At 69.5% G+C, this 17671-nt stretch carries 19 protein-coding genes and 1 tRNA gene; 12 read left to right on the forward strand and 8 right to left on the reverse strand.

Annotation, left to right across the window (positions count from 1 at the left end; genetic code table 11):
• Positions 1 to 8 precede the first annotated feature (8 nt).
• From DRW48_RS05180 to DRW48_RS05220, 9 genes are all read left to right on the forward strand, one after another.
• Complete coding sequence (locus DRW48_RS05180) at positions 9 to 1652, forward strand: heme biosynthesis protein HemY (protein ID WP_114075475.1); 1644 nt, start codon at positions 9 to 11, stop codon at positions 1650 to 1652.
• Between the two features lie 74 nt (positions 1653 to 1726).
• Positions 1727 to 1802 (forward strand) — tRNA-Thr (locus DRW48_RS05185).
• A gap of 99 nt (positions 1803 to 1901) precedes the next feature.
• Positions 1902 to 2513: a ribonuclease D gene (locus DRW48_RS05190; RefSeq protein WP_114075476.1), complete on the forward strand. Its 612-nt coding sequence runs from the start codon at positions 1902 to 1904 to the stop codon at positions 2511 to 2513.
• 10 nt (positions 2514 to 2523) lie between these two features.
• Positions 2524 to 3483, forward strand: coding sequence for a KpsF/GutQ family sugar-phosphate isomerase (locus tag DRW48_RS05195; RefSeq protein WP_114077382.1), 960 nt, complete (start codon positions 2524 to 2526; stop codon positions 3481 to 3483).
• A 6-nt stretch (positions 3484 to 3489) separates the two neighbouring features.
• A complete protein-coding gene (locus DRW48_RS05200; protein WP_114075477.1) occupies positions 3490 to 4104 on the forward strand; it encodes a hypothetical protein in 615 nt (204 codons plus the stop codon).
• Positions 4105 to 4132: 28 nt separating this feature from the next.
• Positions 4133 to 4666: a lipopolysaccharide transport periplasmic protein LptA gene (lptA, locus tag DRW48_RS05205; RefSeq protein WP_114075478.1), complete on the forward strand. Its 534-nt coding sequence runs from the start codon at positions 4133 to 4135 to the stop codon at positions 4664 to 4666.
• Positions 4667 to 4680: 14 nt separating this feature from the next.
• A complete protein-coding gene (gene lptB, locus DRW48_RS05210; protein ID WP_114077383.1) occupies positions 4681 to 5451 on the forward strand; it encodes an LPS export ABC transporter ATP-binding protein in 771 nt (256 codons plus the stop codon).
• Between the two features lie 193 nt (positions 5452 to 5644).
• Positions 5645 to 6223, forward strand: coding sequence for a ribosome hibernation-promoting factor, HPF/YfiA family (gene hpf, locus DRW48_RS05215; RefSeq protein WP_114075479.1), 579 nt, complete (start codon positions 5645 to 5647; stop codon positions 6221 to 6223).
• Positions 6224 to 6259: 36 nt separating this feature from the next.
• Positions 6260 to 6724: a PTS sugar transporter subunit IIA gene (locus tag DRW48_RS05220; RefSeq protein ID WP_114075480.1), complete on the forward strand. Its 465-nt coding sequence runs from the start codon at positions 6260 to 6262 to the stop codon at positions 6722 to 6724.
• A gap of 140 nt (positions 6725 to 6864) precedes the next feature.
• Here DRW48_RS05220 and DRW48_RS05225 read toward each other — a convergent pair whose 3' ends face one another.
• The 5 genes from DRW48_RS05225 to DRW48_RS05245 all read right to left on the reverse strand — a co-directional run bounded on the left by DRW48_RS05225 (position 6865) and on the right by DRW48_RS05245 (position 12650).
• Positions 6865 to 7389, reverse strand: a complete 525-nt coding sequence (locus tag DRW48_RS05225; RefSeq protein ID WP_114075481.1) for a DUF3035 domain-containing protein — start codon at positions 7387 to 7389, stop codon at positions 6865 to 6867.
• A 30-nt stretch (positions 7390 to 7419) separates the two neighbouring features.
• Positions 7420 to 8067, reverse strand: a complete 648-nt coding sequence (gene lspA, locus DRW48_RS05230) for a signal peptidase II (RefSeq protein ID WP_114075482.1) — start codon at positions 8065 to 8067, stop codon at positions 7420 to 7422.
• Positions 8067 to 9704, reverse strand: a complete 1638-nt coding sequence (gene purH / locus DRW48_RS05235; RefSeq protein ID WP_114075483.1) for a bifunctional phosphoribosylaminoimidazolecarboxamide formyltransferase/IMP cyclohydrolase — start codon at positions 9702 to 9704, stop codon at positions 8067 to 8069. The genes lspA and purH overlap by 1 nt, the downstream gene beginning before the upstream one ends.
• 118 nt (positions 9705 to 9822) lie before the next feature.
• On the reverse strand, positions 9823 to 11373 hold the full coding sequence (locus DRW48_RS05240) for a heparinase II/III family protein (protein WP_114075484.1): 1551 nt from the start codon (positions 11371 to 11373) through the stop codon (positions 9823 to 9825).
• 29 nt (positions 11374 to 11402) lie between these two features.
• Complete coding sequence (locus DRW48_RS05245; protein WP_114077384.1) at positions 11403 to 12650, reverse strand: RsmB/NOP family class I SAM-dependent RNA methyltransferase; 1248 nt, start codon at positions 12648 to 12650, stop codon at positions 11403 to 11405.
• Positions 12651 to 13170: 520 nt separating this feature from the next.
• On the opposite strand from DRW48_RS05245, the gene DRW48_RS05250 reads away from it, so the two are divergent.
• Complete coding sequence (locus tag DRW48_RS05250) at positions 13171 to 13353, forward strand: DUF1674 domain-containing protein (RefSeq protein ID WP_338418436.1); 183 nt, start codon at positions 13171 to 13173, stop codon at positions 13351 to 13353.
• A 24-nt stretch (positions 13354 to 13377) separates the two neighbouring features.
• On the opposite strand, the gene dapB is transcribed toward DRW48_RS05250, so the two are convergent.
• A complete protein-coding gene (dapB, locus tag DRW48_RS05255) occupies positions 13378 to 14142 on the reverse strand; it encodes a 4-hydroxy-tetrahydrodipicolinate reductase (protein ID WP_241963442.1) in 765 nt (254 codons plus the stop codon).
• Between the two features lie 180 nt (positions 14143 to 14322).
• On the opposite strand from dapB, the gene rbfA reads away from it, so the two are divergent.
• Both rbfA and DRW48_RS05265 read left to right on the forward strand, forming a co-directional pair.
• Positions 14323 to 14772 (forward strand): 30S ribosome-binding factor RbfA, encoded by a 450-nt coding sequence (rbfA, locus tag DRW48_RS05260; RefSeq protein ID WP_114075487.1) that lies wholly within the window; start codon positions 14323 to 14325, stop codon positions 14770 to 14772.
• Positions 14744 to 15529: a phosphodiester glycosidase family protein gene (locus DRW48_RS05265; RefSeq protein ID WP_241963386.1), complete on the forward strand. Its 786-nt coding sequence runs from the start codon at positions 14744 to 14746 to the stop codon at positions 15527 to 15529. The genes rbfA and DRW48_RS05265 overlap by 29 nt, the downstream gene beginning before the upstream one ends.
• A gap of 332 nt (positions 15530 to 15861) precedes the next feature.
• Here the strand turns inward: DRW48_RS05265 and DRW48_RS05270 are convergent, their stop codons facing one another.
• Positions 15862 to 16488 (reverse strand): queuosine precursor transporter, encoded by a 627-nt coding sequence (locus DRW48_RS05270; RefSeq protein WP_114075489.1) that lies wholly within the window; start codon positions 16486 to 16488, stop codon positions 15862 to 15864.
• Between the two features lie 310 nt (positions 16489 to 16798).
• A complete protein-coding gene (locus tag DRW48_RS05275) occupies positions 16799 to 17647 on the reverse strand; it encodes an esterase-like activity of phytase family protein (RefSeq protein WP_241963387.1) in 849 nt (282 codons plus the stop codon).
• Positions 17648 to 17671 lie beyond the last annotated feature (24 nt).

The following is a 17671-nucleotide window of genomic DNA, read 5'->3' on the forward strand; positions in this document are numbered from 1 at the left end:
AACATCGCATGATCCTGTCCCTGCTCAAGATCCTGCTTTTCTTCGCGGTGGTCCTGGCCCTCGCGCTGGGCGCGCAACACTTGGCCCAGACCGGCCAGCCGTTACAGCTTGTGTTCAACGGTACCGAATACACTCTCGGGCCGGTGCAGGCCGTCGCGGCGGGGCTGGCGCTGCTGGTACTGGCTTGGCTGGTGATGAAGCTGCTGGGCTTTTTGCTGGCCATGCTGCGCTTTGTGCTGGGCGATCAGACCGCCATCAACCGCTGGTTTGACCGCTCGCGCGAGCGCAAGGGATATGCCGCCCTGTCCGAGGGGATGCTCGCCGTCGCCTCGGGCGAGGGGCGGCTGGCGCAGGATCAGGCTGCCCGCGCTGCCAAGTTCCTCGACCGGCCCGAGATCACTGACCTGCTCGCTGCGCAGGCGGCCGAGGTCGCCGGCGATGTCGATGCGGCCGGCGCGGCGTATCGTCGGATGCTTGGCGATCAGCGCACCCGCTTCGTCGGCGTGCGCGGCTTGATGCGCCAGCGGCTGGCGCTGGGCGATACCGCCACCGCGCTGCGACTGGCCGAAAAGGCCTACGCACTGAAACCGCGGCATCAGGAAATGCAGGATCAACTGCTGTCGCTTCAGGCCAAGGCCGGCGACTGGAAGGGCGCGCGGGGCGTTCTGAAGGACAAGCGCCGCCAGGGCCAGATCCCGGCCGATCTGCACATCCGCCGCGATGCCGTCCTCGCCCTTCAGGAGGCGCGCGAGGTGCTGGCGCAAGGCAATTCGATCAGCGCCCGCGAGGCCGCGATCAGCGCCAACCGCGCCTCGCCCGACCTGATTCCGGCCGCTGTGCTGGCTGCGCGCAGCTATATTGGCCAGAAGGACTATCGCAACGCTGCGCGGGTTCTGGAAAAGACTTGGTCCTATCGCCCGCACCCCTCCCTCGCTGCGGTCTATGCCGAGATCATGCCGGACGAGACGGCGGCCCAGCGCCTCAAGCGGTTCGAGGGGCTGATGAAGCAGCGCCCGGATGATCCGGAGACCCGATTGCTGCGGGCCGAACTCGCCCTCGCCGCCGAGGATTTTCCGGGTGCGCGCCGCGCGCTGGGCAACCTCGCCGAATCCGATCCGACGGTGCGTTCGCTCTCGCTCATGGCCGCGGTCGAGAGGGGCGAAGGTGCTGATGACAGTGTGGTGCGCGGCTGGCTCGCCAAGGCCCTGACCGCCGATCGCGGGCCGCAGTGGATCTGCGACAACTGCCAGAACATCATGGCCGACTGGGCCCCGGTCTGCGACAGCTGCGGCGCCTTCGATACGCTGTCCTGGCGCAAGGCGCCGCACAGCTTGACCGCCGCGAGCCCGAATGGGGTCGAGTTGCTGCCGCTGCTGGTGGGGACCCCCAATCCATCGCCGCAACCCGCGGAACCGGGTGCGGCGCCGATGCCCGCCGCGGCTCTGGCCACCCAAGTGGTGACTGAAAGGGTGTCGCAGACCGCGACCCGCCGCGAGCCTGACGTCGCACCCGGCATGGTGCCGCGCGAAATCGATTACGCGCGGGTCGAGCCGTCGCGCACCGTGACCGAGCCAGAGCCGCCGCAGACCATCGTCGAGGTCATCCCGGTGCGTCCCGATGTTGAGCCGCCCGAGCCGGCGGAGCGGCCCTGATTTCCACTTTTCCCTCGCGCCGGAACCTGCTATCCGGCGCGGCACCTGCCGGGGCCTAACCCCCAGGCATCGGGGCCGCAGTAGCTCAGCTGGTAGAGCACATCATTCGTAATGATGGGGTCGGGGGTTCGAGTCCCTTCTGCGGCACCACTAATCCAGGCCTCGGATGGCTCGCCGGGCCGCCCCGTTACCGTCCATTGACCCGCAGGCACCCGAGGCTTACCTGTCCGCCCGCAAGCGGAGGGCGCGATGGCCAATCATCTCTACCAGCATGACCTGCCCGACGGCCTCGATCTGGGGCCGGTCGTCGCGATCGATACCGAGACCATGGGCCTCGAACCACGACGCGACCGGCTGTGCCTGATCCAGCTGAGCAGCGGTGACGGGAATGCGCATCTGGTGCAGGTCTCACGCGAGGTGCGGCCGGCGCCCAACCTGACACGGATGCTGGCCGATCCGGCGGTGGAAAAGCTGTTTCATTTCGGCCGGTTCGACATCGCCATGCTGGCCCGGACCTATGGCATCCTCGCATCGCCGGTCTGGTGCACCAAGATCGCCAGCAAGCTGGTGCGCACCTTTACCGACCGGCACGGCCTGAAATACTTGCTGAACGAAATCGGCGTGGATATCTCGAAGCACCAGCAGACCTCGGACTGGGGTGCGGCCCAATTGACCGAGGCACAGCTGGATTATGCGGCCTCGGATGTCCTCTATCTGCACCGGCTGAAGGCCGAGCTTGAGGGGCGGCTGATGCGCGAGGGCCGGATGGCGCTGGCGCGCTCGTGCTTTGACTTCCTTCCGGTGCGGGCGCAACTCGACCTGATGGGTTGGGGCGACGAGGCCGACATCTTCCGCCACTAGGATGCACAGCATGGACAGCTACCTGTCGACCGCGACCCGCGTCATCCGCCAGGAGGCCGAGGGGCTGGCTGCGCTGCAAGCCAGCCTGGATAGCGACCTGGCCGCGCCCTTTGCAGAGGCGATGCGCCTGATCCTGGCCGCACGCGGCCGGGTGGTCGTGTCCGGCATGGGCAAGTCGGGTCATGTCGGGCGCAAGATCGCGGCTACCTTCGCCTCGACCGGAACGCCGGCGCAGTTCGTGCATCCGGCCGAGGCCAGCCACGGCGATCTGGGCATGGTGACCGAGGCTGACGTCGCCCTGGTGCTGTCCAACAGCGGAGAGACGCCCGAGATTGCCGACATCGTCGCCCACACCCGGCGGTTTGGCATTCCCCTGATCGGCATTGCCGGCCGCCCCGACAGCACGCTGTTGCGCCTGTCCGATGTCGCGCTGCTGCTGCCGCCGTCGCCCGAGGCCTGCGCCACCGGCATCGTGCCGACCACCTCGACCACCATGACGCTGGCGCTGGGCGATGCCCTCGCCGTCGCGCTGATGGAGCATCGGAAGTTCACGCCGGAGCATTTCCGCACCTTTCATCCGGGCGGCAAGCTGGGCGCGCGCCTCGCCAAGGTCGCCGACCTGATGCATGCCGAAATGCCGCTGGTGCCCGAGGATGCGCCCATGACCGACGCGCTGCTGACCATCAGCCGGATGGGCTTTGGCGTGACGGGCGTGACCGGCCCCGATGGCCGCCTGCGCGGCATCATCACCGACGGCGATTTGCGTCGACACATGGACGGCCTCTTGGCACATCGCGCGTCCGAGGTCATGACCCCGGCGCCGCGTACCATTGCCCCGGATGCGCTGGCGGAAACGGCTCTCGCCCAGATGCAGGATCGAAAGATCACCTGCCTGTTCTGCGTGGGTGATGACGGCCGGCCGCAGGGCATCCTGCACATCCACGACTGCCTGCGCGCCGGGATCGTGTAGGCCAGGATGGCTGCGGTGCGGGTCCCCGGCAATCTGCGCTCCTGCATCGTGGCGTGGCTGCGGGTGCTGCTGCCGTTGGCGGCGCTGGCGATCCTGTCGACGCTGTTCCTGCTCTCACGCCGGCCCGACCCCGAGCGCGCCATCCCCTATGCCAGCGTCGATGCCGAGGCGCGTGCTCGCGATCCCCAGATCACCGCCCCGACCTATGCCGGCGTGACGCCGGACGGTGCCCGCATTTCGCTGATCGCGGACAGCGCCACCCCGGCGCGTGACGGCGATGGCATCGGCGGGGCCAAGGGGCTGCGACTCGACTGGCACGCCCAGGACGGGCTGGAGGCGTGGCTGACCGCCCCGCAAGCGCGGATGGAGGGGGGCGACATCACCCTGACCGGTGGGGTGATGGTGCGCACGTCGACCGGCTGGCGGCTGGACGCGCCGCAGGTCACCACGTCCACAAACCGGGCCTTGATCGGGGCCGAGGGCGGGGTTGCGGCCCAAGCGCCCTTTGGCGAGGTGACCGCGAGCACAATGCAGATCACCCGCCAGCCCGCCGCCGAGGGCGCACCGGAGGCGCATGTTCTCGATTTCACCGGCGGGGTGCGGCTGGTATACCTGCCGTGATGATTTCGCCCTCTGCGAGGTAAGTGCGATGCTGCTGCGCCCGGCCCTGACTGCCCTGATGCTGGCCGCTGCCGGTGCGGCGCTGCTGCCAGGCGGCCCCGCCGCGGCGCAAAACGTGGCCGAGCGCGCGGTCAATGGGGCGGCGACGATCTTTGGCGGGATGAAGGCCGACACCAAATCGCCGGTCGAGGTTACCTCGGACCGCCTGTCGGTGAATCAGGCCGATGGCACAGCGACGTTCGGCGGAAACGTCGTCATCTCCCAGGGTGAGATGCGCCTGAAGGCCGCGGATGTGACCGTGGTCTATGCCGGCAACGACCGCCGGCGGATCAGCAAGCTGCGGGCGACGGGCGGGGTCACGCTGGTCAACGGCCCTGATGCCGCCGAGGCGCGCGAGGCCAGCTATGACGTCGAGGCGGGCACAGTGACGCTGACCGGCGACGTGCTGCTGAGCCAGGGCGACAACGTGCTGTCGGGGCAGACGATGGTGGTGAACCTCGCCGACGGCACCGCCTCGGTCGAGGGTCGGGTGCGCAGTGTTCTGCAGCCCGGCAGCAACTGATGGCGCCCGAAGTGATGCCGGCGCGGGCCGCTGCGCCCGCGCTTGTCCCCGCAGTTGCGCCTGACGGGCTGGCGGTCCGCGGGCTGCGCAAATCCTATCGCAACCGGCCAGTAATCCTCGATGTCTCGCTGGACCTCGCACGGGGCGAGGTGGTGGCCCTGCTGGGGCCGAACGGGTCGGGCAAGACGACCTGCTTTTACTGCATCGCCGGGCTGATCGCCCCCGACGCGGGGCAGGTGGCGATCGACGGGCAGGACGTCACCCGGCTGCCCATGTTCCGCCGCGCCCGGCTGGGCATCGGCTATCTGCCGCAGGAGATGTCGATCTTTCGCGGCCTGACGGTCGAGCAGAACATCATGGCCGTGCTGGAGGTCGCGCTGCGCGACAGCCATCAGCGACGCGACCGGCTGGAGGAGTTGCTGGGCGATTTCTCGATCGGTCATCTGCGCAGCGCCCCGGCCCTCGCGCTATCGGGCGGCGAGCGGCGTCGGGTCGAGATCGCGCGCTGCCTCGCTTCGGACCCGCGCTATCTGCTGCTGGACGAGCCTTTTGCGGGCGTCGATCCGATTGCCGTGGGCGAGATCCGCACGCTGGTGGCGACGCTGAAGGACCGGGGCCTCGGGGTGCTGATCACAGATCACAACGTGCGCGAGACGCTCGGCATCGTCGATAGGGCCTGCATTCTGCATGACGGGCGCATGCTGATGGGCGGCACGGCGGCCGAAGTGATCGCCGATCCCGATGTCCGGCGCGTCTATCTGGGCGACAGTTTCAGCGTCGGCTGACGGTCGATTTTGAGGCCATGCCAGGATCGTTGACTTGCCGGCCGGATCGCGGCCTCATGGGGCATGTCGATGCGCCGCGCCCGCACCGGATCTGCCATCATCCGAACACCGGACGAAGGGACCTGCGCCCGGCTTTGGGCGTTGCGATTCAGCAGGCCGCGCGCCGACGCTACAGACAAGGAGACGGACCAGGATGCGCTATCAGATCAGCGGCAAGCAAATCGACATCGGCGATGCCCTGTCCACACATGTAAAGACCGAACTGGGCGCGACGGTCGACAAATACGCCCAGCGGCCGACCGACGCGACCGTCGTTTTTTCCAAGGATGCCTATAACTTCCTGTGCGAATCGGTGGTTCATCTGTCGACCGGCCTGACGGCGCAGGCACGCGGTCAGGCTGTCGACATCTATGCCGCCTTCGAGGCCTGCCGCGAGAAGATGGACAAGCAGTTGCGCCGCTACAAGCGCCGGCTGAAGGATCACCACAAGGAGCGCTCTGAGCCGGTTGAGTTCAGTGCCGCCGGGACCTATGTGCTGGCCGGCGACGAGGACGAGTGGGAGGCCGCTGACGGCGACGGCCTCCAGCCGATCATCATCGCCGAGATGGAGACTCGCGTGCCCACCCTGTCGGTTGGCGATGCCGTCATGCAGCTGGAACTGTCGGGCCATCCGCTGCTGGTGTTCCGCAACGAGAAACATGGCGGCGTCAATGTTGTCCACCGCCGCGACGACGGCAACGTGGGCTGGATCGACCCCCGCAACCTGAAGTGAGGCGCGGCCGCGGCAGCGGCGCGATTGAGACGACCTATGCAGATCGCCGATATTCTTTCGCCCGCCGCTGTCCGCTCGGTTGCCCAGGTGGCCAGCAAGAAACGCCTGTTCCATGAGGTCGCCGATCTGGCGGCGGCGGCTTACGGGCTGCCCGCCGCCACCACGCTCGACGCTCTTCAGGAGCGCGAGAGCCTCGGCCCGACCGGGGTCGGCCATGGCGTTGCAGTGCCCCATGCCCGGTTACACGGCCTCGACCGGGTAAAGGCGCTATTCCTGCGGCTGGAAAAGCCGCTGGATTTCGACGCAGTGGACCGTCAGCCGGTGGACCTGGTGTTCGCGCTGCTGGCACCCTCGACCGGAGGCGTCGATCACCTCAAGGCACTCGCCTTGGTGTCCCGCACGGTTCGTGATCCGAAGCTGCGCGAGATGCTGCGCGCCAATGCGGACCCCGTGGCTCTGCATGCCCTGCTGGTGCAGGCGACGGCGACCAAGGCGGCCTGAGGTCGGAACCGCCCTGACGCCGGCTGAGGCTCTGACCTGTCAGCGGCGTCGCATCACTTCGATCAAGGTGACTTGAGGCTAGTGTATCGGTCTTGCGCTCAGCTAACAGGTCTGCGGGGCGCGCTGTCAGCCTTGGCGCGTCACTTCAGCGGCGCGGGTGGGGCCGATGGCACCTGCGCGCCGGCGCGGCGGTACTGCTCCAGGGTGGGCCAGGGGTCCAGCGTTTGGCCACGGTAGGCGCGATTGTAGACGTTGGTCTTGGCGATGTTTTCCAGCAGCCGGCGCCCGCGGCGCGAGCGGAACTCGGCATCCTCGGTCGCGGTCACCTGGCGGATGCCCGGGGTGACGCCCCCGCGCCCGGCGTAAGAGATCAGCCCGCCATCACCCGCGCCGACACCGCGCGCGCTCAACTGCGCGGGATTGCCGCCAAGGGTCGCGACCGCATCGGCCAGTGGGGTCGGGTCGGTGATGTTGCTGCCGCCCGGCGTAGGCGCGGGCAGCTGGTTCAGGTCCGCCGGCAGGCTGAGCGCCTTGGTCGGCAGGATGGCGAACTCGTCCGGACCCTCCGAACTGCCGGCGAGATTGTTCAATTTCCCGTCGTTGCTGCAACCTGCCAGCAGCGCGACCGCGGCCAGACAACCGAAACCCAAGTTTATCAAGCGCATCGACCGCCCCGTCCCCAGCATTGCGCCTGTCTAACGCGTCTTGCCCGCGTCGTCACGCGCCTTGTCCGGCTGCGGCTGCAGCACCAGCCCGATTGCGCCGGCGAAAATGGCGATATCGGCAAGATTGAAGCTGTAGGGATTGGTCCAGCCGGGCAGCGACATGTTCAGGAAATCCGCCACCGCGCCATAGGTGATGCGGTCGATGACATTGCCCAACGCGCCGCCGATCAGCAGCCCGGCGGCGATCCGCGCATAGCGCCCGGGCCGCGCCCGCCGCACCCACAGGGTGACCCAGATGCAGACCGCGATGGCGATGGCGACCAGCACCCAGCGCATGATGTCCGCGCCGCCGGAGAACAGGCCAAAGTTCACGCCCTGGTTCCAAGCCATGCGCAGGTTCAGGAAAGGGTCGATGACGTCCAGTTCGCGCAGGGTCGCCAGATCGAGCGTCTGGACAACCAGCCACTTGCTGGCCTGGTCCACCGCAATCGTCGCCGCTGCCGTGATCGCGGTTAGGCGCAGCGGCCAGTCCGCGGGCGCAGGGGGTACGGGCGCGGCGTTCTTGGCACTTGCGCGCGGGCCCGCCGCGCCCACCGGCTTTGCCTTGGGGGTGCGCTTGCGCGGCGGCTTGGGCGCTGCTGGACCTGCGCGCGTGCCGGGGGGCGTCGGGGCGGCCATCAGTGGCGGAAATGCCGTTGGCCGGTGAACACCATGGCGAGCCCCAGGCGGTCGGCGGCGGCGATGACTTCGGCATCCCGCATCGAGCCGCCGGGCTGGATGACTGCCACTGCGCCGGCCTCCGCCAGGGCCTCCACACCGTCGGCAAAGGGAAAGAACGCGTCCGAGGCGACGACCGCGCCCTCGGTCAGCGGGGCGTCGAGGCCCAGCGCGGCCGCCATGTCCTCGGCCTTGCGGCGGCCGATGCGGGTCGAATCGATGCGGCTCATCTGGCCGGCGCCAATGCCGACCGTGGCCAGGTCGCGGGCATAGACGATGGCGTTCGACTTGACATGCTTGGCGACGGTCCAGGCGAACAGCAGATCGTCCAGTTGCGCCGCCGTTGGCTGGACCTGTGTGACGATGCGCAGGTCGTCACGCGAGATGCGGCCGGCATCGCGCGACTGCACCAGATAGCCGCCAGCGACCTGGCGCAGGACATCGCCTGCCGCCGTCGGGTCGGGCAGCCCGCCGGCGGTCAGCAGCCGCAGGTTCGGCTTGCGGGCAAAGACCGCGCGCGCGGCCTCGTCGGCGTCGGGGGCGATCACGACCTCGGTAAATATCTGCACGATCTCTTCGGCGGTCGGTCCGTCCAGCGGGCGGTTCAGCGCGACGATGCCGCCAAAGGCCGACGTTCGATCGCAGTCAAAGGCACGGGCATAAGCCTCGGCCGGGGTGGCGCCGCGCGCGACGCCGCAAGGGTTGGCGTGCTTGATGATCGCGCAGGCCGGCCCGTCGGCGGCCGCGAAGTCGGCCACCAGTTCATAGGCGGCGTCGGTGTCGTTGATGTTGTTGTAGCTCAGCTCCTTGCCCTGCCACTGGCGGGCGGTGGCGACGCCGGTACGGGCATGGGCGCTGCGATAGAATGCCGCGGTCTGGTGCGGGTTCTCGCCATAGCGCAGAGGTTGGGCCAGCGTTCCGGCAAAGGCGCGGCGGCGCGGCGGCTGATCGCCCCCTGTAACACCCGCGAGCCAGGTCGAGACGGCCGTATCATAGGCGGCAGTCCGGGCGAACGCGATCTGCGCCAGTTGCCGACGGAATGCCGCGGTGGTGCCCCCCTCGGCGATCTGCGCGAGCAGCGGGGCATAATCCTCGAGGTCTACGACAACGGCAACATGGGCATGGTTCTTAGCCGCCGCGCGGGTCATGGCCGGTCCACCGATATCGATATTCTCGATGCAGTCGTCGATGCTGGCGCCTTTCTCCAGCACTGCCTCGAACGGGTAGAGGTTCGAGACGAGCAGGTCGATCCCCTCGATTCCATACGCCTGCATGTCGGCCACATGGCCGGGATTGTCGCGCAGCGCGAGGAGCCCGCCATGGACGGCCGGATGCAGGGTGCGCACGCGCCCGTCCATCATCTCGGGATAGCCGGTCACGTCGGCAACCTCGGTCACCGCGACGCCGGCCGCGCGCAGGGCCTGCGCGGTCCCGCCGGTCGAGAGGATCTGCACGCCCTGATCGGTGAGCGCGCGGCCAAGTTCGGCGAGGCCGGTCTTGTCCGAAACCGAGATCAGCGCCCGTCGCACCGGCAAGCGCGAAGCGCCCGGATCGACGGTGGCGGCGCCAGCAAGGGCGGCATCGGAGGAGGCGGTCATGTCGCGGCCTTCGGGCAGGGATTGGATGGCTGCCAGCTACCCCGAGCGCGGGTGAAGGTCCAGCAGCCCCGGCGGCGATTCGCGCGGTGCGATGGGGCGCGGCGCCTGTCCGGCCTCCTCAGACCTGGGCAAAGGACCACGACACCGGCATCCGGCCGACGCTGGTGCGCAGTGTGATCTGCTGCGTGGCAAGCGGGCCGGGATGGCCCGGCTCGACCCATGCCGATGCCTCGAGAGCCAGCGGCGCGTCGCTGGCGCTGCGAAACTGCCAGGCCGTGCCGGTGGGCAGGGTCAGCGTGACCCCTTCGGCCGGGCCGATCAGATGTGCCAGGATATGGGGGTGCAGGTGGAAATGCAGGGTCACCTGCAGATCATGTCCGTCCTGCGTCCCAGCGGCGGAGAGCAATTGATCCTCGCCCAGCAGGGACAACCCGTCGTCCGAGAGGCGCAGGCTGCGGTGATGCTGGACGCCGTGGCTTGCCAGCCAGCCATCGTGCCACCCCGCCAGTTGCCCCGGCACGGCGGGGGCCGCGACGACCGAAACCGGCTGCAGCGCGCCATCCGGCCGCAGCCGGGTCAGGCTGCAATTGTCTAAGACCAGGGAACTGTGGGCGGCGGTGGCGCGACTCGCCTCCGGCCAGGGGGCGGGCAGGCGGCGCCCGCTGCCGCAGGCAACGACCAGCGGATGCTCGCCCACCGTCACCTCGAACCCGAGGGCGCCGGCATGGCCCAGCGGCCCGCGCGGCGGTGGTGCCAGATCGCAGATGACCGTGGTGCGGCCCCGCGCGATGCGGCCGAAGCCCAGCGCCTGCCCCTCGGCCACGCGCGCTGCGATACGGCCGCCGGCCCGCAGGACATGGTCCAGCCGGCCGGGCACGCCGGCGCCGCCGCCATGCGCGCGGGGTAGGCCGCCGTCGGCATGGCGCAACCCGCGCAGCACCGGAAGGGCGCTGTTCAGCGTCGCGCGGATGGCGCCCGGCAGGGGGTGGCCGCCTTCGTCCGCCAGTTCGGCGGCCCAGACCAGCAGGGCCGTCCGCTCCAGCAGGCCCTCGGGGCGGCGGGTGTGAAAGGCGTCGGGCGCGGCCTCGGCGAGGGCGGCGAGGGCGGGGGCGATGTCACCCTCGGCGCCGCGCAGGCTCATGGCGGCGATGGCAGCGCCCGCCATCGCTTCGATCCGCGCCGCACCGGGGGGTGCAGCCTGGGCGTGCCGCATCAGATGCGCGAGGTCGGCATGCAGCGCGTCAAAGATCGGCGCAGCCTCGCTGCGGTCGAGGCCAGGCAGCAGCATCCCGCCATGCGAGACCCAGGACAGAACGCGCCGCCCGGCCGTCTGCGGCCACCAGACCGGGGCCCTGCGCCAACCCTCGGCCGGCGGTCCGCCCGGATAGCGCGAAAGCCAGCCCAGAACGCGGGTTTGGCCCAGGCTGCGCGCCTCCGGCGTGCCGATGGCGGCCAGGTCGTCCAGCCAGCGAAAGCCGTGCAGTTCCGACAACGCCGCCGCATCAAGTTCCGGGTTCGGCCCGAACGGATCCCCGCACAGGGTCACCCCGTCGAGGGCGAGCCGGCCGCCGACGATCGCCGCACCGCGCGAGGGCACGCCCAGCCAACGTGTCTCGGGGCGCTGGACAAAGCCGTAGCGGTCGGCCGTTCGATCCTGATGCTGCTGCAAGACGTGTCTCCTGCTGTGGCGAGCGACCTTTAGGCGGGCCGCTGTGGAATCTGCAAGCGCGCCATGTAGAATCCATCCATCCCGCCAAGCTCGGGCCAGTAATCGGGGCGCAGGCGGATGCCGCCCTCGGGCGTGATCCATCCCGGCTCGATCCCCAGGCGGGCGGGATCAGGTTGCTCGACCGTCAGCCCCGGGTGGCGGGCGAGGGCAGCGGTGATCTGGTCCTCGCCCTCGTCAGTCAGCAGCGAGCATGTGGAATAGACCAGCCGCCCGCCCGGAGGCAGCAGGGCGATGGCGTGATCGAGGAGTCGAGCCTGCAGTTCGACCAGCGGGGCGAGGCCGCTGCCGTCGCGGATCGACGGCAGTTCCGGATGGCGGCGAATGGTGCCGGTGGCAGTGCAGGGCGCGTCTAGCAGGATCGCGTCAAGCGTGCCATCGGGCTGCCACTGCAAGGCATCGGCGGTGACCATTTGCGCGGTCAGGCGGCACCGGTCGAGATTTTCTGCCAGCCGGCGCAGGCGCGGGGCCGAGATGTCGACCGCTGTCACCTCGGCGCCGGCTGCGGCCAGTTGAAGGGTTTTGCCGCCGGGTGCGGCGCAAAGATCGGCGATTCGCTCGCCCGCCTTGGGTTCCAGCAACAGGGCCGGCAAGGCGGCCGCGGCGTCCTGTACCCACCACGCGCCAGTTGAAAAGCCCGAAAGGGCCGAGATCTGCGCGCCCGATTGCAGCCGGAACGAGCCGGTGGGGAGGACTTCGGTCCCCTCGATCGCGGTGCCCGGCTTGCGCGCGGTCAGGTCGAGTGGCGCCGCGCGCTCATGTGCGGCCTCGATCGCATCGGCGGCGCCGCTGCCCCATGCGGTGACGATTGGGCCGCGCAACCAGGCCGGCATGCGGCGCGGCGCGGCCGCATCCCACGCGGTCCGGCCCTCCGCTGCACGGCGCAGGACGGCGTTGACCATTCCCGCGGCGGCGGCGCCCTTTTGCCCCTGCTTGCGGGCCAGGGCCACGGCCTCGCTGACAACCCCGTGTGGCGGCGCGTCAAAGCCCAGCATCTCGACCGTGGCGAGGACCAGCAGGTCGGCCACCGCCGGGCGGGGCCGGCGCGGCAGCAGTGGTGTGAGCACGGCTTCCGCCCGCCCGCGCAGCCGTAACGCCGCCGTCGCAAGGCGTCGCGCTCGCGCGCGCTCCGCGCCCTCGGCTCGCGCCGCCGCAGCGCTGTCGAGCATGTCGTCGAGGCCGAGGCCCTCGCGCACGCCGGCCATCAGCCACAAGGCCATGGCGCGGGGATCGGCCGCCGCGCCGCGGGGCAGCGGCGGGACTTGCAGGGCATTGCGCGGGGGTGTGTCGGTTTGTGCAGGTTGCGTCGGCTTGCGCGCCGCGGGTCTGTCGGTGCGATTCTTCGCGGGGGACGCGCCTCCAGTCGCCGCCGCGTCGCGGTGGTCCGAACCGGCCGGGGTCTCTTGCGGGGACCGAGCCGGACTTGCGACGCGATCATGCGCGGACGAGCCAAGGCCCCGCGCCGGCGCTGCTGCGCCCGGCTCTGCCACGGCGGGTGCGGCGGGCTTTCGCTCCGCGGCGCGGCGAGGGGTGGCGCCGGCCCCGATGCCGACGCGAACGGTTGTGCCCTCGGGCGGGGCGGGGCGGCCCGCCGATGGCGGCGGCCCGCTGACCTCTGCCTCGTCCTTGTTCAAAACCCTGCCTCCGCTTAAGTTGAAAGTGTATTGTCCCTGCACCCAGCCCGACTGTCGAGGTCGAACCATGGCCGAAGGCCACCCAAGCCCTGATCTATCCCCGACCGTGACCGACGCGGGCGCCTCCAACGACCTGCCCCCCGCCGCTCAGCGTGCGCTGGCAGAAGCCGCGGCGCGGCGCCGTGCAGCAGTGCCGCTGGCGCTGCCCGAGGAGTTTGGCGGCCGCGATGGCCCCGAGCCGGTGCGTTACGGTGATTACGAGCGCAAGGGCATCGCCGTCGATTTCTGACGCCGCCGAGGCCAAGGCCGGGCGCTAGATCCCAAGCACGTCGGCCACGTCGTATTCCCCCGGACCCTTGTCCTGGCCCCACAGTGCGGCGCGGAGTGCGCCGCGGGCAAAGATTGCGCGGTCCGTCGCGAGATGGCGGAGCACGACGCGCTCACCCTCGGTCGCGAAGATCACGTCATGCTCGCCCACGACATCGCCGCCGCGGACCGAGGCGAAGCCGATACTACCGGCCGCCCGCGCGCCAGTCATGCCGTCGCGCGCCGGCGTGCGCAGATCGGCGAGGCTGTCGCCCCGGCCCTCGGCCGCCGCCTCGCCCAGCATCAGCGCGGTGCCCGACGGGGCATCGACTTTCATGCGGTGATGCGCCTCGACGATCTCGATATCCCAGGCGGTGCCGAGGGCGGCTGCGACCTTGCGCGTCAGCGCTGCAAGCAGGTTGACCCCGAGGCTCATGTTCCCGGCGCGAATGATCGGCGCGTGGCGCGCAGCGGGGCGCAGGCGGGCCAACTGTTCGGCGGTAAAGCCGGTGGTGCCGATGACATGCACGGCGCGCGCCTGCGCGGCCAGCGTCGCAGTCGCAAGGCTGGCCTCGGGGGCGGTGAAATCCAAGATCGCCTGGGCGCGGGCGATGGCGCTGACGGCGTCGTCGGTGACGGGCACCCCGACCGGCACGCCGCCCATGGCGGCACCCACGTCCATGCCGACCCACGGATGGCCCGGCCTCACGAGGGCGGCGACGAGGCGGCAGGCGTCGCTGTCCAGGACGGCGCGGACCAGCATCTGGCCCATGCGCCCGCTGGCGCCCGTGACCACGACCCCCGGCAGCGGTGCCGCGATCTGCGGCTGGTCGCGCCCGGCCTCTTCCGCCGGGGCGGTGCCCTGATTGCCCATCCGAACCCCCTGCCTGCTGCGATACGGCGGCTGGTCTAGCCGGTTGCGGGCCGCGCCGCGACCCCCTACATCGGCGGCATGGCCCAAACACGTTATCCCCACGGCTCCGGCCCTTCGCAACGCCAGCTGCGCGTTGGCGAAGTGGTGCGCCGCCGCCTGTCCGAGGTTCTCGCCCGCGGCGACATCCATGATCCTGACCTGAACCGTCACTCGATCACCGTCGGCGAGGTGCGCCTGTCGTCCGACCTGAAGGTCGCGACCGCCTATGTCCTGCCACTGCTGGGCCAGTTGGCCCCGGAGGCGCTGACCGACCTGCGCCGCAATGCCGGCGAGTTGCGCCATCTGGTGGGCCGCGATCTGGGGCTGAAATACACCCCGCAACTGCGCTTCGAGCTGGACGAGACCTTCGATCGCATGGACGAGACCCGCCGCCTGTTCGAGGACGAGCGGGTGCGCCGTGACCTGCAACCGGACCCCGAGGACGAGGGTGCCGACAGCGATGCCGACACCCGCCATGACCCGGCGTGAGCGGCCGACGCCCTTGCTGCGGGCACTGGGGCTAGCCGCAGGCTGGCTGGTCGCGCTGACCGTTCCCGCGGCCGCGGGCCTCTGCGAGCGGACCGAGTTCGAGGGCAACGGCTATGTGGTCTGCAAGCTGGACAGCGCGGCCGAGCCGCAATTGCGCCTCTGGCTCAAGGACGCCAGCGGGGCGCCCTATCGCAACTTTGACCGCGTGCGCGCGGCCCTGCCGGCCGACGAAGTCCTCGGGTTTGCGATGAATGCCGGGATGTATCACGCGGACCTGTCACCGGTCGGCCTGCTGGTGATCGACGGCGAGGAGCTGGCGCCGATCGTGACCGAGGGCTCGCGGGGCAATTTTGGCATGCGGCCGAACGGGGTATTCTGCACCGGCGGCCGGCGCCCCTATCAGGTCGTCGAGAGCCGCGCCTTTGCCAAGGCCACGCCGGAGTGCCGGCTGGCATCGCAGTCGGGGCCGATGCTGGTCATCGACGGCGATCTGCACCCGCGCTTCCTTGAGCACAGCGACAGCCGTTACATTCGCAACGGCGTTGGCGTGTCGAAGGATGGCGAGACGGCGTGGTTCGCGATCTCGGATACGTCAGTGACGTTTCACCAGTTCGGACGGTTCTTTCGAGACGGGCTGAAGGCACGCGATGCCCTCTATTTCGACGGCTCGATTTCGCGGCTATATGCACCTGAACTGGGCCGGGCCGACTGGGGCCGCAGCATGGGGCCGATCATCGGCCTGGTCGCGCCGAAGTAACAGTGGACCTATGCTGCTGCTCCTGCTCACGGAACATGAATGGGCGCTGAAACGGCTGGGTTGCGCGGCGCACATGCGTCTGCGGCGATTCAACTGCCAGAAACTCGAACGGGCCGCCCTGAGGGCGGCCCGCGAGATCGACGGAGATGGTCCGGTTAGGGTTGGCGCGATTGCGCGCTGATCCCGGCAGGGCCATGAACCATTGGGGTTGCCCTCAGGCGAGAAGGCCCCTGATTGTCCCGACACCTCTCTCCAACATCACTCTCGACACTGGACCACCTCCTTTCAAAAGCTTCGCTCTAAGGGGAAGGTTGGCACAGCCCGGGCAAAAATCAACGGCTTTCAGCGCGAGCCCGCAACAAATTGCCGACAATGATCCGGAACGGGATCAGCGCAAGCGCGGCGAGCCCCAGCTTGACGGTCCAGTCGGCGGCGCCCAAGGCGGCCCACAGTGGCACAAGCGGGCCATGGCCGAACCACAGCGGCACCTGCTCGGCCGCCCAACTGACATCGTCGGCCGGGTCGATCGCGCGAAAGGCAGCGGCAAAGGCCAGGCTGAAGAAAATCATCGTATCGAGCGTCGAGCTGAACAGCGTCGAGACCAGCGGCGCGCGCCACCAGCTGCCCGCGCGCAGGCGGTTGAACACCGAAATATCCAGCGTTTGGGCGGCAAGAAAGGCAGTGCCAGAGGCTATGGCGATTCGCAGCGTGGTCTTGTCCAGGGCGGCGGCAGCGAGCGAGCACAGAACGCCCACCCAGAAGCCTGCCACCACGACCCGGCGCGCCGCGGCCGGTCCGGCAACGCGGTTGGTGATGTCGGTCACGAGAAAGGCGAACGGGTAGGTCAGGGCGCCCCAAGTCAGGTGATCGCCGAGGCGGAACTGCACGAGGATGTTGGATGCGGTCACGACAGCAGCCATGGCCAACACCGCCGGAAGCAGCGCAATGGGACGGGTCATCTAGGATTTCCGTTTTGACAAGGTGGCGGAGAACTCGACCCTCACGGGCAGGGGCGCGATAGGACCGGCGGGCGGGGCCTGTCAAGCGGTGACGCTGGGCGGGTGTTGGGGAAAGCCAGATCGCAGGGGGAATTCGGACCCGTCGCGGGAAATGGTCGCATAGGAATCGTCGTCGGCCCGGACGCAGGGAGACGCTGTGCCGCAAGCTGTCACCATCGGCATTGGGGGCACGCGAGCGGCAGTGCTGCCCGGCGCTCGTAGGTCGAGTCAAGCAGTATCCCGGCTGGGTTTGCCGCCGGAAAAAGCGACCTCAGTCCGTTACGCGATACTCGACCAGTTCGGTGCGCTGAAAGATCAGGAAGTTATCGTCCGAGATCATCGTCAGGTGAATGCCGCGGTCGTTGCGCCACACGGCCAGCCCCTCCAGGTTGTCATATTGGCCGGGGGAGGTGGTCAGCAGGACCTCGCCGCCGGAGAGGCCATCCTCGGCAATGTCGAAGCGGCGCACGCGGCTGGCGAAACCCATGATGCCGCGGAAGTTGCGCTCGAGCAGGTAGAGGCGCCCATCGGAGCCGACGTCGGCACCGACCGGCAACCAGCTGTCAGAGCGGGGCATGGTGAAGGGCTGGTCCCAGGCCCCGTCGCGAAAGCGGTAGAACTGATAGGGCTTGTCGGTGCCGCCGCTGCGCTCCGGGACGGTCAGAAGGGTGCCTTCCGGCAAGACGGCCAGCGCCTCCAGCCCGCCATTGTCGGGCAGGTCGGTGAAAGCCGGGGGCAAAGGAATGGCCTGCGCGGAGCTGTCGGGGGTGGCGTAGCTGACGACGCGGTTCAGCCCCTCGAAGCTGACCCAGATGGTGCCGTCGGGCGCGATTGCCAGCCCTTCGCTGTCGCCCTCGTAGCCGGGTTTCAGCGGCGCTCCCTTGGTGCTGCGCAAGGCAGCGGTGCCGGCGGTCGTCATGCCGCGGATACGGCCGGCGCGGTCACGCTCGAAACTGCCCCAGCGGATCGTGGCGCGGTCGGACAGCGCCCAGTAGCGACTGCCGTCGTCCGAGACCTCTAGCCCCGAAAAGCCGCCAAAGGTCGGTTCGTCGGACTGCCAGACATAGGTGCCGACATAGGTGACGCGTGCCGCGCTGGCAGGGTCGGCCCCCGCAGCCACGACAACGGCCAACGCAGCAGCGGA

Source organism: Paracoccus suum (assembly GCF_003324675.1).
In the GTDB taxonomy this organism is placed as follows: Bacteria; Pseudomonadota; Alphaproteobacteria; order Rhodobacterales; family Rhodobacteraceae; genus Paracoccus; species Paracoccus suum.

Coding starts and splice junctions, on each gene's coding strand:
- DRW48_RS05180 (WP_114075475.1), top strand. CDS start 9: ATGATCCTGTCCCTGCTCAAGATCCTGCTTTTCTTCGCGGTGGTCCTG.
- DRW48_RS05190 (WP_114075476.1), top strand. CDS start 1,902: ATGGCCAATCATCTCTACCAGCATGACCTGCCCGACGGCCTCGATCTG.
- DRW48_RS05195 (WP_114077382.1), top strand. CDS start 2,524: ATGGACAGCTACCTGTCGACCGCGACCCGCGTCATCCGCCAGGAGGCC.
- DRW48_RS05200 (WP_114075477.1), top strand. CDS start 3,490: ATGGCTGCGGTGCGGGTCCCCGGCAATCTGCGCTCCTGCATCGTGGCG.
- lptA (WP_114075478.1), top strand. CDS start 4,133: ATGCTGCTGCGCCCGGCCCTGACTGCCCTGATGCTGGCCGCTGCCGGT.
- lptB (WP_114077383.1), top strand. CDS start 4,681: ATGCCGGCGCGGGCCGCTGCGCCCGCGCTTGTCCCCGCAGTTGCGCCT.
- hpf (WP_114075479.1), top strand. CDS start 5,645: ATGCGCTATCAGATCAGCGGCAAGCAAATCGACATCGGCGATGCCCTG.
- DRW48_RS05220 (WP_114075480.1), top strand. CDS start 6,260: ATGCAGATCGCCGATATTCTTTCGCCCGCCGCTGTCCGCTCGGTTGCC.
- DRW48_RS05225 (WP_114075481.1), bottom strand. CDS start 7,389: ATGCGCTTGATAAACTTGGGTTTCGGTTGTCTGGCCGCGGTCGCGCTG.
- lspA (WP_114075482.1), bottom strand. CDS start 8,067: ATGGCCGCCCCGACGCCCCCCGGCACGCGCGCAGGTCCAGCAGCGCCC.
- purH (WP_114075483.1), bottom strand. CDS start 9,704: ATGACCGCCTCCTCCGATGCCGCCCTTGCTGGCGCCGCCACCGTCGAT.
- DRW48_RS05245 (WP_114077384.1), bottom strand. CDS start 12,650: ATGGCCTTGTGGCTGATGGCCGGCGTGCGCGAGGGCCTCGGCCTCGAC.
- dapB (WP_241963442.1), bottom strand. CDS start 14,142: ATGGGCCAGATGCTGGTCCGCGCCGTCCTGGACAGCGACGCCTGCCGC.
- rbfA (WP_114075487.1), top strand. CDS start 14,323: ATGGCCCAAACACGTTATCCCCACGGCTCCGGCCCTTCGCAACGCCAG.
- DRW48_RS05265 (WP_241963386.1), top strand. CDS start 14,744: ATGCCGACACCCGCCATGACCCGGCGTGAGCGGCCGACGCCCTTGCTG.
- DRW48_RS05270 (WP_114075489.1), bottom strand. CDS start 16,488: ATGACCCGTCCCATTGCGCTGCTTCCGGCGGTGTTGGCCATGGCTGCT.